Here is a 15038-nt window from a genome sequence, read left to right as displayed (position 1 = left end):
TTAAATAGCGATCGCTTCGGATGAGAGAATTATCATTGAAGAGTAGATACTTGTACGGACATCTATATCTAAATCTAAATCTAAGTACTCAATCAGGAATTACAAAATGTATTTCAGGAAAAAATCATAATTTATATCTTAAGACAGATGCGATATTAAAGAATAAAGTATAATTAAGGGCAGTTTTTTATGTAAAAAACTTCATCAACTTCATCAGCCAGCCAATACAGTTTAATTTTTAATGTATCGGGTTTCTCCTCTCTGGCCTATCTTCAAAGGCGGCCAGAGTTCCCCTTCCACCTCTTCTTGACGGGGCAGAGGATCATAATGTTATAACGGCATCAGTCTAGATACAAAATGGGGAACACCAATTGATGATTAATTGCTGGTGCTTGTAGAGAGTTAAACTTAGCTTCTAGAGCAAACCCTGATTAGACACAGTTCACAGTTGATAAGCAATGCTAATGCCAGCACTGCTGAATATTTTTAAGCAGGTGAGTCAAGAGTGATGAATGAAGCTGACACCTCAAACAAGGGGGCTGTGATGGAATCTCTAAATTCTGCTAATTCGCCACAATCAGAGCAGGCGAATTGTCCCTTTTACTCAGTTGTGCCTAATGACAATATGACAGTTAAAAAACTGCCACTCCTCATGCCAGCTGAAGATACACAATTTTTACAAGATACCACCCAGCAAGACTGGGTTGCAGAGCCTGAAAGCGGCAAACAAGCACTTATTGACTCGGAATTTCAGAAACTGCTGGCATTGAACGAAGAATTACGTGCGGCTAACAATAAATTGTATGAACAAGTGGAGCAGCTAAAAGACAACCTAGCTGAGTCAGAAAAGGTTTTGCAGTGGCAGAAAACGCGCTCCAGCGTTAGTGAGTCGATGCTCAACCAACACACTCAGGAACTAGCTGCGGCTCAAGAACAGATAAAATCTTTATTTCAACAATTAGAAACTGCTGTACAGACTGTTCAACGTCAGGAAATTTTTACTGATACTTATAAAGCACAGCTAGAAATTAGCCAACAGCGCCTAGCCCAGTTAGAGCGAGAATGTACGTTGCTACACACTAATAACAACGAACAATCTCAGCAGTTATTGCAATCAGAAAATGTTTGTCGGGAGTTACGTACTAGACTGATGCGACAACAACGCCAGACGCTGCAATTCAAAGCAGCTTTGGAAAAATGTCTAGATACATCGGTTCCTAGCTATGACTCCTTAGAAGATGCTGCAAAACATCCTAAAGACATAACTAGTAGCCAAGGAAGATTTTCTAGAAAAGCTCGGTCTTTGTTTGCTAACGCCCAGCCAATTCAACCTTGGTCAGCAGAAGAAGAATCATTAAGTAACGATCTAGATAATTCTTGGGGTGAACCTTCAGCACCAATCCCATTCCAAAGAAATGAAGCTCCTGTAACACCGCCATCATCTCCTTGGAACTGGACAGTTAAGAAAGACACGCCAACACCAACACAACCCGCGCCATCTCCAAAAGTTGATGATTCTTCAGATACAACTGAAGCGGTTTCACCTTCAGGTTCATCAAATTTAGATCGGCAATTAGATAGTTTAATCCAAATGTTTTTCACCTCCCAGCCTGCATCTACATCACCACCACCTGCTGCGAAAACGGATGTTAGTGATGTGCCTATTTGGGATACTTTAGCAACAATCTTAGAAGACGATGAGGAACTAAAAAATCCACAGAAGGAAGATTTGGAAGCAGAAATTAATCCTTCTGCAACTACCTCTACTTCTTGGACGACGGATTCTGTGCTTTCACCAGCCAATAACTTACTGCTTTCCTCTAATCCATCTCACACTGAAACGCCTGTTGGAGAAACTGAAGATTACTGGTTAGAAGTTTCACAATTGTCAGCAAGTGATTTGTCTTCAGAGTCATTAGGTGATAACACCAATGATGACAATTCACCTTCACCAGTAGTTTATCCTCAGCGTCCACCCAAAGGGCGTAAGTCATTGGCATCTGTAGAACTGCCGAATTTTCGTCCTAAGAGTTAAGAATTAGTTGTCATTAGTCATTTGTCCTTAGAGGATGTTTGAAAAGTCCTCTTGTCGGTATCAAAAGTTTTAGATCCCCCTAAATCCCCCTTAAAAAGGGGGACTTTGACTCCGGTTCCCCCCTTTTTAAGGGGGGTTAGGGGGGATCTAAAGTGCCTAAAGTCACAGCGAAACACTTTTCAAACAACCTCTTAGTCATTTTTCTAATACTGATGACCAATACAACTCTTGGAGAGGTTGTGCCAACGACTATGCTCAGTACAACTGACCAATGACTAATGACTAATGACTAATTCAGAATTCTTGCTTCTGACTTCGGAATTATGGCTTCTGGGTTGGTTTTTGCCATCTGACTTGGCGATCGCGGTTTGCCTGTGGCGATCGCATAATTAATCGCCAATAACCACAGCCACAAGCCGGGATTTCGGGGTTCTAGCCAAAAACCCACCCGATTCAAGAAGCGCCCGAACCACGGACTTAATAAAGCACTAACCAGGGCATGACGACCAAAGTTGAAATAACTACCAAGCCATCGCCCTAAATCTCTAGGCCCAGCAAGTTCCCAAATCCATAAAAGCAAGGCAGGATTTTTCCTAGCTGCTTTCAGTGCTAAACGGTTAAAGGTTAACCAATCACAGCGATCTTTGATGAAGTTATCTGCCACCTCTGGCGGTTCGTCTGCTAATAGCCCAAAAAAGGTATTGAGCATAGAGTTAATCCGCTGGGGTGGTAAAAATTTCCCTGTGGGAACCATCATCCCTTTGGAAAATAGCCAAGTCACGGAAACGTTGCTTTGGTAGGCGCGAATTTGGTTCAAGTGGCGGAAACTCAATAAGTCATGTTTGAGGGCAGTATCCAACAGCGTTGTTAAGCGCTCTAAGTTGCGAACTAGGGAACCAAAACCGGTGAAAACGAGGGGAGATTGGAGTGATGCTGCATCACCGATCGCAATCAATCGATCGAAGGCAACTGTGCGATCGCTACTTCCCACACTAAAATGCCCTGGTATATATCCAAATGTCGGCTTTTTCCACACCAATTTGTCCATATCGCACCTGCGATACTCTGGCAAAATCGTGAAAAAGTCTTCGTACATCTCCAGCAAAGAACCGGGATTTTCAGCATTGACTTCGTGGTAATGAAATAAATAAATCGTCAGTTCCTCATCTGCTGCGGGAAACAATTCCCAAATCAACTGTCTTCCCCGCGAAATATCCCCATGACTGTTAAGAACGTCCCCATATTGGGAATCCCATACTCCCGGCTCAAATCCGCTTTCAATTGCCGCTCCCACTGTCGGACAGACACTATCAAAGGCACGACCACCGTTTAATTGCCAAGCGATGGGGGACGCAGTTCCCATTGCATCTATTAGCAGTCGTCCACTTACTTGCTTCTCAATCTGACTGGGCAAATGCTTGACTTGCAAAACTACCTGTGATATATCAATATCTGCACGGATAAATTCTGTTTCATCCCAAATTTCACCGCCTGCCGCTTGCAATTTTTGCCCACACATTTGGAGCCATTTTTCGGAATCCAAGCCTAAATTTAGGACTGTGGGTGTGTGGAGGATGGGCGATCGCAGCTTGGCTGGATTATTAGCATCAAAAAACTTATTGAATCCGTCTTTGTATTCCCTGGCAATGATGGTTTCTAACTCAGCGGGGGTGAGTAAACCCAAGTTAACCAAGCTTTGAATCTCGTCGCGGGAAATATTCCATTCTCGGTTCATCCGCCCAAAGGGCATTCGTTCTACCAGCAAGACTTTATATCCGAGTTTTGCCATCAGTGCTGCATGGATTACGCCTAATGCGCCGCCAATATAGATGATGTCGTACTGGGCATAGGGCATGGGGGATGGGGCATTGCTTATTTCCCCCCTGCTCCCACTTCGGCTACGCTCAGTGACCACCTGCTCCTCTGCTCCCCTGCTCCTTTGCGAAAACACCACTTGACGCGGCTGCTGCGGATTTTGCACCCCTTCGCGCCATCGTTTTTCCCACCAATAGGCACGAGTCAGGTCATATTCACCGTTGGGCATTTTCTGAAAATACTTGACGGTAAGGGGGTAAGTAGAACCTAGTGCGGCAAATATTGATTGCTGGGATAAATCAATTCCTGGCGGTTCTGGGTAATGATGCGGAAAACGGCTTCTGATTTCCTTGGTCAAGCATTGCAGAATTTGTCCTTCACTGGGAAAAGGTTGTTCTGCCCAACGAAACACTTTCAGATAGGTAGTTCGTTGCACCGACCAGACAAATACCGAAAGTTCTGTAGGCAAGTTTTCGGAAGGAGCCACTCCAGTATCTGTAGTAGCACTAGCTATTCTAAGGCGAAAGCCTTCCGAAGTAAGCACTTTTTCTCCATTTCCAGGTTCAAAATCTGTTTGTAACCAACTACGCACAGTTTCTGTTTCTGGAGTTGGAACTTCTAAATAAAGGATTTCTTTCATTTTTTCCTGACATCTCCCATCAATCTACTCACTAAGACAGATTTTCTTAAGGCATAAAGTAAGGTAAACTCCGCCCTATTAGTTTCATAAAGATTCAGTGAAGAAATTTTAAGAGTTTGTCAAATTTATTGTTCATTTTGTATTTCTGTAAACCCACGCCATGAATTATCCCATTCCAGACAGTCCCCAAGAAATTATTGCTCTGCGACAACAGCCAATTGATGAAGAACTAGTTGCCAGTGCGATCGCTGGAGTAATTAAAATTGTCCGCGCTCAGGGTCAATCTTTGGAAGAATTAACCGCTCAGTTGTTAGCAGACGATCCGCTGCTGGATCGGGAACAACGTCGCTGGTTAAGCCAATTAGTTGCCCAATGCTGGGAAAAGTTCTCCTAAAACCTTGCATAAGATGAAGTTCTGGTCGCAGCATTAGATTTCTGGGTCTCTACTAAATGTTGGCGATGCCTGCAACGGGCTGTGCCTACGCATTTTTGGTATAGGAGTAATAATAATGGTCAGTATGGGATTAGCAATTGGGTTGCTATTTTTGTGTTCGTCGCATAGAAGCCACTAAATTAACCATATCAGCGTTTTACGCTGTTTATGAATTTTACAATGTTCTGAAACAGAAAGACCTCTGCTTTGCGCCAGAGGTCTTTTTTTTGAGAGAAATCTTCATGCTGTTTGAACAACGCCTCGGCAGATAATTTTGTTGAGCGATCGCTAACTAAGTAAAAATAAATACATTTGCAAGCCTTGACAAAGAATAATCGTAGTCAGCGGCTCTAGCCATTTAAAATCTTATGCAGAGCGATAAATCGCTCACTACGACAAAAGTTTTATTTTAGATTTAATGATGTCTACCGATTTATCCACTAACGATCGCTTTCAACCCATCAATCTTTTTGAGTACGAAAAGCTAGCAAAAGAATATCTATCTCAAACGACACTTGATTACTATAGCAGTGGTGCTTGGGACGAAATCACATTACGAGATAATCGTGCTGCCTTTGAGCGAGTCAAGCTGCGACCTCGGATATTAGTCGATGTGAGCGATCGCAATCTAAGTACCTCCATTTTAGGACAACCCCTGCAACTACCTTTGTTAATTGCACCGATGGCTTTTCAATGTCTAGCCCATCCAGACGGAGAAGTTGCCACGGCCCTAGCTGCTGCATCAGCTGGTGTGGGTATGGTGTTAAGTACAATGGCAACAAAAAGCATTGAAGAAGTGGCGACTGCATGTAATCAGTTTCCAGATTCTCTGCGGTGGTTCCAGCTTTACATCCATAAAGACCGGGGATTAACTCGTGCTTTGGTAGAAAAAGCCTATAAAGCAGGCTACAAAGCACTTTGTCTCACTGTGGATGCACCTGTTCTCGGACAGCGCGAGAGAGATAGACGTAATGAATTTGCCTTACCTCAAGATTTACATCTGGCTAATCTTGCTAGTATCTCAGGACTAGACATTTCCCATGAAAAAGGTGAATCAGGATTATTTACCTACTTTGCCCAACAACTCAACCCAGCAGTCACTTGGGACGATTTGGAATGGTTGCAGTCTTTATCTGGGCTACCTTTAATAATTAAAGGAGTTTTACGCTCAGATGATGCCGTGCGGGCTGTAGAATATGGAGCCAAAGCAATTGTTGTTTCCAATCATGGTGGCAGACAACTCGATGGTGCGATCGCTTCTTTAGATGCCCTCGCTGAAATAGTAGCCGCAGTGGATGGTAAGGTAGAAGTAGTGTTGGATGGCGGCATTCGGAGAGGCACAGACATTCTCAAAGCTCTGGCATTAGGAGCAAAAGCAGTACTAATCGGACGACCTATTTTGTGGGGACTAGCGATAGCAGGGCAAATCGGCGTATCTCATGTCATCTCACTCCTACAAGATGAGTTAAATGTAGCAATGGCACTTAGCGGCTGCGCCAAAATGCAGGATATTGACCCTAGTTTATTGACCCTGCCACGCTTTTAGTCGGAGAACTGTTAGAAATGTGATTCCAGCAAAACTTTGAGAAATAATTTTCAGACTTGTTACAAAATCTCTTAATTAGAGTATACTAGTTAAGGTTAGATGCAAGGGCGGGTGGCGGAATTGGTAGACGCACCACACTCAAAATGTGGCGGCCTTACGGTCATAGGAGTTCGATTCTCCTCCTGCCCACTATCAAGCAAGTGATAAAGAGGTTAAAAACTTATGCGCCTGAAAAGATGGGAATCTCCGCGCAAAGAAGGCAGAAATGATAAAGGTAGAGGCGGTTCTGCTAGAAAGCGTCAACTAAAAAAACAAAGGCAAATGTTACGCCAAAGACTTAAAGAAAGTAACAAGCCAGACAATAACAAAAACGATAGACCAGGGAAAGATAAATTTATCTTTCCCTTATTTTTTGGGCTTTTATTTCAGAAAAAAAGAAAATTTAGAGATTTTTCAATACAGACACTACATTATTAAAAAATCTGTAATAAATTTGGAAAATATAAGAAAAAATTATATTCATTAAAATATACTAAATTAATTCAACTTCTAAAGCGCATATTGACGTATAAAACCCGGAGATTAAGTGGTTAGCATTTTACATTTATACTTAAGTTGTCAAGTAGTATATACTACTTGAACATCCAGCTTTTCTCTAGGAATTTATCGCAATTATAATGCTTGGATGAACTAATTAAAAATTAATTATGAAGGAAGTATGAATTTTGTCAAGCAGTGTCTAAAATCCTTAACATAAAACAGTAAGCTAGGACACAGCAGTAAATCATTGTAGTATTACCGATTAAGCCAAAAGTATACTAAAAACGCAATTGCACCTCCACGTGTTAACTTCCAACAATCACACAAGCCTACAAAAAGTCAAGAGTTATCCAATCCAAATATTAAATCGTTGCGATTGGTCTAGGTAATCTATGAATTGTTTTCTTGGATACAGGAGTTATTGATGGTGGCGAGAGTGCTTCTACCTACTAAAAAAGTGCTTGATTTTCCTATTACTGCTTTACGGTTTGACGAGCAGATACAAACAATAGTGAAGTGGGCGAGTAGGCGTGAGAGTAAAACTGTATATGTAGCCAATGTACACATGCTCATTGAAGCCCATTGGAATCCAGAGTTTGCCACCGTATTGCGAAATGCAGATATAGTTACTCCTGATGGTATGCCTCTGGTTTGGATGATGCGAAAAATGGGAGCGCTTTACCAAAACCGTGTAGCAGGGATGGATATTTTTCTCGCATTGTGTGAGCTAACTCAAACACAAAATCTGAGCATTTTCTTTGTGGGTTCCCAAACAGAAATTCTGTCTAGGATGCAAAACAGGTTAGAAAAGGAATTTCCGCAGATAAAGATTGCGGCAATGGAACCTCTACCCTTTCGTCCCCTAACTGAAATTGAAGACGAAGCCTTGGTTAAAAAGATTAACTCTAGTGGTGCTAGCGCTGTCTTAGTGTCTTTGGGATGTCCCAAACAAGAAAATTGGATAGCTCAACATAAAGGCAAAATACAAGCTGTAATGATTGGACTGGGTGGAGTTTTCCCAGTTTATGCCGGAATTCATAAGCGCGCACCCCGCATGGTTCGAGACTTAGGACTTGAATGGCTATATCGATGGATTCAAGAACCGCGCCGACTTTGCGGCCGCTATGCTAAGACTATTCCACTCTTTATATGGTTGGCTACTAAGCAACTACTATCATCAAGTCGGATTGCAGGCGTCTTTCTTCACGAGACTGGAGATTAAAGAAAAAGAAATAGGTTAAGACGAGACTCAAAGCGGTTCATCATCAAAAGAACCAGACTTTAGATGCTCAGGAAAAAATCTTCTGCTTGAAGCACGAAGATTCAAGGGTTCACCTGAAGTGATGAAAGAATTCAAATACATGGATTCCCACCAATCACTATCCTGCTGTAAAAACCCATTATCTGAAATCAACTATTAAAGTACTTGACATTAACCCAGGACTAAGTGTTATATTAACCGTAGTGAAATTGTTGGGGCGTCGCCAAGTGGTAAGGCAGCGGGTTTTGGTCTCGCCATCCCTGGGTTCGAATCCTAGCGCCCCAGTTAATCTAAAGACAGGCTATTATGCCTGTCTTTTAGAGTATTTAATTGAATTTTTAAGATGTATCTCAATGCATCTAATTTTGTAAATGTTACTTATCAGGGGATTTGAGAGCTCGATCTAGGGTTTGCCTAGCTAGTTCTGCTTTAGCTCGTGCTTCTTGGTAACGCACATTAGCTTGGGCAAAGTTTTTGAGAACTTTAAAACCTTCCTTGAGTCGAGTCATTTCCTCTTCTGTCACCGAGTCATCGGTAAATAGAATATCAACAGCTTTACGAATTTCCAACGCTTCAGATCGTGACTCCTGAACTTTCAGTTTGAGCGTGGCCAGGTTACTTAGAATCTGAACAGCTTGTGTAATCGTATCTTCACCATTAGCAGTATCAATAATTGACTCTTTTACCTCAATTAATTGTTGAGGGCCAAATCCTTCTTCCAGTTCCGTGGGTAGCTTACCTGCATCCATCAGTTCCATTAGCTGATCCATTGCTTTATCACGGGCTTTGGCTGAATCTTTTCCAGAAACAGTAAGGATAATTTCTGGGCTTTGAGCGAGAGTGTATTGAACCATATTTAAGCAGAAAATTTGCTGATTTAACCAAGCCGAAGCAAGTAATTATATCATTTTGCGTGTCAGATCGTTTGTTGATTGTCTAGTCAATTAAAGAGTTGAAGACCGAAGGTCAACACTTTGAATTTTGAATTGTTACCTCTATCCCAGCTAAGTCGCTCAAAATAAAACTTTATACTTAAGAAAAGGAATAATTTTCAATAGGAGGGGAGAGCAATGGCTCCCAGTCCCACCATCATGCAGGCTGTGGAACAACTGGGCTACCGTGTCACTGTTGGTGATGTGGCAACTCAGGCAGGATTGAATGTCGCTGAAGCTAATCAAAGCTTGTTAGCTCTGGCATCTGATGCTGGCGGGCATTTGCAGGTAGCGGATTCAGGTGATATAGTTTTCCTTTTTCCACAAAATTTTCGAGCAATTTTGCGTAATAAATACTTTCGGCTACGATTGCAGGAATGGTGGAAAAAAGTCTGGAGTGTTCTGTTTTACCTGATTCGCATTTCTTTTGGAATTTTCTTAACTGTTTCCATCGCTCTGATAACTATTACCATCTTTATGATCGTTACTGCTGCCAATTCAGACCGTGACGGCGACAATCGGGGCAGTAATTCCGGCGGTGGGGGCTTCTTCTATTTCCCAAATTTATTTTGGTATCTTAGCCCAAATTATGACACCCACACCCACTACCAGGAACCGCGACGTGAAAGGCAACAAGAAAGCAATCTAAATTTCTTTGAAGCTGTGTTTTCGTTTTTGTTTGGCGATGGTAATCCAAACGCCAACTTAGAAGAACGTCGCTGGCAAGAAATTGCTACGGTGATTCGGAGTAACCGTGGTGCAGTAGTAGCAGAACAAATTGCCCCATATTTGGATGACATTGGCGAAGGATACACAAGAGAGTACGAAGATTATATGCTGCCCGTTCTAACGCGGTTTAATGGGCAACCAGGGGTAAGTCCAGAAGGGCAAATTGTTTATTATTTCCCAGAGTTGCAGGTGAGTGCAGTTAAAAAGCGCCGTCATGCAATATCAGATCGTTTAGAGGAATTTCCCTGGCGTTTTAGTGCCGCAAGTTCTGGGCAAATTATGCTGAGTGCTGGGTTAGGGATACTAAATTTTGTTGGTGCTTTAGTACTGGGAAGTTTATTGAGAGATGGAACTGTTGCCGTCCAGTTAGGTGGACTGGTAGCTTTTGTACAAGGAATTTATTGGCTGCTATTGGCTTACGGAGTAGGTTTTTTAGGTATACCGTTATTGCGTTATTTCTGGATTGGGTGGCGTAATCGCAAAATAGGCGATCGCAACCGCGATCGCCTTTCCAGAGCAAGGGTATTAGCAAGTCCTGATGCACTTTTGCAACAAAAAATCAACTATGCTCAACAATTTGCAACAGAAAAAGTCATCGGCAACGAAGATTTAGTGTATTCTAGCGAAACTGACTTACTCGACCAAGAAGTTGAACGTTCTGCAAAAATTGATGCTGAATGGCAACGGCGCTTAGAACGTGGGAGTGGGGAATAGGAAGTAGAGGGGCAGGGGAGCAGGGGGCAGGGGAGCAGGGGGAGAAGAATTAATAATCAGTGCCCAATGCCCAATGCCCAATGCCCAATGCCCAATGCCCAATGCCCAATCCCTGATTACTTCGCCTGAATTGGTGTTAGAGCTACACCTTGATAATAATGTCCCAAAATTTGCAGATGGTTCACTCCTTGCCGAGCCAGATTGTACGCCCCCCACTGACTCATACCTAAAGCATGACCATAGCCAAGGCCTTGCAGTACAAAACTACCATCGCCCCCCTTAGTGACGCTAAATTTGGTACTTTTTAACTTAAGGGCTGTTCGCACTTCTTCACCCTGTAGCACCTTCGTGCCCTTGTTACCGACAATTTTTAAAACTTTAACACTGCCAAAAGGTGAGTATGTCTCTGGAATCATCGCTGTCACACTGCCCACATCAGGAAATTTAGCGCTAATTTCACTGGGCGAGAAGGTCTTCACCCAATTACACTCGCGGATATTTTGATCGTAGTCTTGAACAGCACGTAGATAAGGTTCGCTGCTTCCCCAAACATCTTCTACGTTTTCAGTGTGTCCGCCAGAACAAGCGTGGAAGACTGAGAGAATAATCCGGTTTTTGTAAGTTAGTACCTGCCCTAAAGTAGAATCCACTGCCGCGTAAGTAGCAGGAGATTCACTGATGACACCTTTGTAAATTTGCCAGCGATCGGGGGTATTGCCTAAATCGTAAACGGGATTATTGCGTTGTCTTTCTCGTTCGTAGAGGGCGTAAGTGCGGGCTGCGATCGCTTGAGCTTTTAGTGCTTCTTGGGGCCAGCTAGCATCCATTTCCCCACCAAGAACGCTGTAGAGATATTCTTGATCGTCAACCCAGTTAACAGCCGTTAAGCCTTTTTCTGTGGGGACAACCAGAGTTCTGCCCCGATACCAGCGATCGCCAATATAAACAAATCCTTTACCAGTTGGCTCAATCCAAAATAAACCAGACTGCCACTTATCTAAACCAACTCCGCCAGGAACGGCTTGGGCATAATATGCGCTCATTGCTGGCAACTGTCCAAGAGTCCGGCCAGTACTATCCTTAACAATCCCAGTGGTGGAACTGCCCACTTTTACCTGATTAACGCCTCTCTCAATTGCCACGCGTAAAATTACAGACGCTTGGGCTGGGGCAACCAAAGCTATCCACAAAAAGATACTTACCCACCAATAACGTACTTTAATCTGAGAAAATAAAGAGCCTAAGTAAAGTTGGAATTTCATACCGATCGTCTAATCACACTAGTATCTAATTGACGCTCTGGATTATGGCGTCTACTACTTTAAGATGAGACAGTTCTCCAACGCGGGAGGTTGCCACCTCCTACTAATTATGCATTTTGCTTTAAATATAAGTAGAACTTACGCAAAATTATGAAAAAACGTAGACATGAAGTGGCTTCTTGAAGGGTACCGCAAAGACGCAAAGTACATGTTCGCGCAGCGTCTCGCAGAGAAGTAATAAGAGTTTGATAGAGTTTTTGCGTAAGTCCTAATCAAGTAGAAATCAGAAATTAGGGAAAGTGAATCGTCCAAATCTGACTGCTTCTGACTGCTGTGGAAGAGAAATTTTTTTCTTTGATTTACGATGCCAATACCTTTTGAGAATTGCTCGCTTCATTAGCGATAATTCCAATTAAATTCAACTTACTTAAAATTTCTGTTGCTTGAGTCAGTTCAGATCGAGTCACTTTCCCCATCCGCTCTACCATTACAATACCACTGCAAAAAGATGCCACAATCCTGGCATCAACCGTGCCTAAAATAGATGGAGCATCTATTAGTACTAAATCATAACTTTGCTCAAATAGCTCTATTAGTTCTTTCATCCGTTGAGAACTGAGCAACTTCACTGTGTCTTCTGGTTCTGGCCCAGCAGTCAAAATATCAATAGAGGGGTGAATCGGCTGGATGTAATCTTGAAAATGAGTCGTTGTCTCATCAACTAATAACAGAGAGAGTCCCCAATCATTTGATAGTTCCAGGATTTTGTGCAAGCTAGGATTATGTAGATTAGCGTCAATTAGCAATACCCGTCTATGCATCCGGGCAGCGCTAGCTACAAGTCCTAAGACTAAGGTTGTCTTTCCTTCCCCTGGTAGTGCTGAAGTAAACATCAGCGACTTGAATGGTAAGGGATATTTTAATATTTGAATATTTTGATAGATCATGTCCAAAGTTTCATGGACAGGCAATTTATTACTGGCTTCTATTACAGAAGAATCTGAGCTTCTTCGGAGATTCCAAGGCAGGCCAAGCCGCCGTTTTTTGACACCACGTGACGGTAGTTTGGGTACCGATCCTAATATACGTAGGTTCGTCAGTTTCTTTAAATCTCCGGCACAATAAATAGCGTCATTAAACTTTTCCAAAATCAGAGCGGCTAAGATACCTAAAATCGGCCCAATTACTGCTCCTCCAACCAACAGGAATAATCTGTTGTTGCCCATATAAATACCGGGAGAAGGTTCTGCCAAAACTTGCCAGTTATATCCTTCCTGAGCAATTTTCAGTCCTAATGACTGTTGCGCCTGGATTAGTTGTTCAAGGTTTTTGCGACTAGTTTCTACCTTTGGCAGCAGACGATTATACTCTGCTATTAAGCTTGGGTATTTGTTTAGCTCAGAGCGTAGTTGCTGTTCTGATTCAACTAAATTCTTTTCATTGGCAGTTAGTCCTAAAACACTTGTCTGTACCAAAACAAACTCATCTACTAGCGCTGGATCGACCCCTAACATTTGTCCTTTGAATAAAGGTTTTTCCTTACTAGTATTAGTAATATTTTTTACTTCTTCTCGTAAAAGAGAAAGTTGACTTTGGCGTTGCTGTTTTAATTTTTGTACCGATGGGTAATCATCTGTGTAACGAAGCCGCTCCTTAGCCAAAGCTAGTTCAGTCTTTTGAATTTCACTTAATAATGCTTGATAGCGGCTTGACTGATTTAAACGAGAAGAGAGTAGTGTATTCTGCTGAGACGAAGATGCTATTAGTTGCTCTAGATTATCGTAGCGAGCGTTTACATCTTGAAGGTTGGCACGAGTGGTTTGTAATTGTTGTTGAATATCGGCTAGAGATTCTAGCAGAATTTTACTTTGGACTTCGGGATCGACTAATTTATGTTTTTGGCGAAACTGTTCTAAGTTTTTCTCAGCTTTACTTACCTCTTTTTTGATTTCAGGTAAGCGAGTATTTACAAAAGCTAATCCCTGATTCAGACGCTCTTTTTGCTGCTGTTTGTTATAGTTTTGATAGACTTTCTGTAGCGCTTGAAGTACTCTTTGTGCTTTTACTGGATCGTCATCATGAAAAGAAACTTTAAATGTTTGATTAAAAACTTTATTTGCTCCTATACCTCCCGCTTCTGGAGTTACTTCTAAAGGTGCTTTTTTGTTATGTTGTTTTTGACCATTGATATCTTGTAAAGTAAGCTCAGGATAATCAGAATGGAGTAAATCTACAGCTTTCTGAAGCAACTTAGAACTCAGCATCAGTTTCATCTGAGTAGTGGAATCAACAACTTGAGAATTTGAATTAGTAACTTGAGTATTTGGCTGCGATCTTTCAGATAAATTGGAATTCACCAATATCTGCATATTGCTCTGGTAAGTAGGTTTGGTATTGATAGCCAAAAGGCTAGCAACTGACATAACTACACAGGAAACCCCAAATATTAGAAAGCGTCGGCGAAGCAAAATAGTAGATAGTTGTCTGATGTCAACTGCGCCTTGTGTTGAAGTAGTAACCTGTTGCTCTTGATTCAGACTAGTCTTAGCCACTATTAAACTCCTCTAATATCGAAACACTATATTTATTGGAAGATTTATGAGAAATATGAAATGATTTTTTTACACCTAATACCATTTTAGATTTTAGACTTCGGCTACGCTCAGTCGAACGATTTTAGATTTTGGATTGGAAATTGCCTTGGTACGTCTGGTTTGGTGTAAATCCATGTGTCGCAATCATTTTTCCAAATGGTATAATAGCTGCGATCGCATACTTAATTTTTCTTCCAACAATGACAAGCTAATTTGGCACAACATTATGCCAACTGGCGCTTTCATGTTCATCAATTCATGCATATAAATTCTGAATCAGTGTTAGAAGGATAAATTTTTCATAAATATTTTATTTAAGGAATAAAAATCTTGACGAAAAATTAATTATTTTTCCTAAGTATTTGAGTATAAAACTATCCAACTCACAATCTTACTAGATATATTAAAGTGATTTTGATAACTTGTAATAAAAAAAACACATTGATAAAAATATTTAAACCATACTATTTGTATATTATTGATACATCTATAGGAATCATATTTGATTTCTGAAAAAGACTACGAGATAATACGGAG

General features: G+C 41.6%; 10 protein-coding genes and 2 tRNA genes. 8 read left to right on the top strand and 4 right to left on the bottom strand.

Annotated features, from left to right (window positions below; translation table 11 throughout):
- The first annotated feature begins 508 nt into the window (after positions 1–508).
- A complete protein-coding gene (locus RM368_RS31510) occupies positions 509–2035 on the top strand; it encodes a hypothetical protein (RefSeq protein ID WP_322697694.1) in 1527 nt (508 codons plus the stop codon).
- A 289-nt stretch (positions 2036–2324) separates the two neighbouring features.
- Here the strand turns inward: RM368_RS31510 and RM368_RS31505 are convergent, their stop codons facing one another.
- Positions 2325–4490: a flavin-dependent dehydrogenase gene (locus RM368_RS31505; RefSeq protein WP_322697693.1), complete on the bottom strand. Its 2166-nt coding sequence runs from the start codon at positions 4488–4490 to the stop codon at positions 2325–2327.
- Between the two features lie 160 nt (positions 4491–4650).
- On the opposite strand from RM368_RS31505, the gene RM368_RS31500 reads away from it, so the two are divergent.
- The 6 genes from RM368_RS31500 to RM368_RS31475 all read left to right on the top strand — a co-directional run bounded on the left by RM368_RS31500 (position 4651) and on the right by RM368_RS31475 (position 8555).
- The gene (locus RM368_RS31500; RefSeq protein WP_322697692.1) at positions 4651–4884 is read left to right on the top strand and encodes a hypothetical protein; all 234 of its coding nucleotides are present in this window, start codon (positions 4651–4653) and stop codon (positions 4882–4884) included.
- Between the two features lie 457 nt (positions 4885–5341).
- A complete protein-coding gene (locus RM368_RS31495) occupies positions 5342–6469 on the top strand; it encodes an alpha-hydroxy acid oxidase (RefSeq protein WP_416212274.1) in 1128 nt (375 codons plus the stop codon).
- Positions 6470–6574: 105 nt separating this feature from the next.
- Positions 6575–6658 (top strand) — tRNA-Leu (locus tag RM368_RS31490).
- A 33-nt stretch (positions 6659–6691) separates the two neighbouring features.
- On the top strand, positions 6692–6946 hold the full coding sequence (locus tag RM368_RS31485) for a hypothetical protein (RefSeq protein ID WP_322697691.1): 255 nt from the start codon (positions 6692–6694) through the stop codon (positions 6944–6946).
- Positions 6947–7433: 487 nt separating this feature from the next.
- On the top strand, positions 7434–8231 hold the full coding sequence (locus RM368_RS31480; RefSeq protein WP_322697690.1) for a WecB/TagA/CpsF family glycosyltransferase: 798 nt from the start codon (positions 7434–7436) through the stop codon (positions 8229–8231).
- A gap of 252 nt (positions 8232–8483) precedes the next feature.
- Positions 8484–8555 (top strand) — tRNA-Gln (locus RM368_RS31475).
- 89 nt (positions 8556–8644) lie between these two features.
- Here RM368_RS31475 and RM368_RS31470 read toward each other — a convergent pair.
- Positions 8645–9124, bottom strand: coding sequence for a hypothetical protein (locus RM368_RS31470; protein ID WP_322697689.1), 480 nt, complete (start codon positions 9122–9124; stop codon positions 8645–8647).
- A gap of 216 nt (positions 9125–9340) precedes the next feature.
- Between RM368_RS31470 and RM368_RS31465 the strand changes: the two genes are divergently transcribed.
- On the top strand, positions 9341–10645 hold the full coding sequence (locus RM368_RS31465) for a hypothetical protein (protein ID WP_322697688.1): 1305 nt from the start codon (positions 9341–9343) through the stop codon (positions 10643–10645).
- A gap of 116 nt (positions 10646–10761) precedes the next feature.
- Here the strand turns inward: RM368_RS31465 and RM368_RS31460 are convergent, their stop codons facing one another.
- On the bottom strand, positions 10762–11907 hold the full coding sequence (locus RM368_RS31460; protein ID WP_322697687.1) for a SpoIID/LytB domain-containing protein: 1146 nt from the start codon (positions 11905–11907) through the stop codon (positions 10762–10764).
- Between the two features lie 359 nt (positions 11908–12266).
- Positions 12267–14459, bottom strand: coding sequence for a polysaccharide biosynthesis tyrosine autokinase (locus RM368_RS31455; protein WP_322697686.1), 2193 nt, complete (start codon positions 14457–14459; stop codon positions 12267–12269).
- Positions 14460–15038: the final 579 nt, after the last annotated feature.

This window comes from Nostoc sp. DedSLP03, assembly GCF_034530815.1.
Classification (GTDB): domain Bacteria; phylum Cyanobacteriota; class Cyanobacteriia; order Cyanobacteriales; family Nostocaceae; genus Nostoc.
This window is presented reverse-complemented; position numbering and strand designations above follow the sequence as displayed.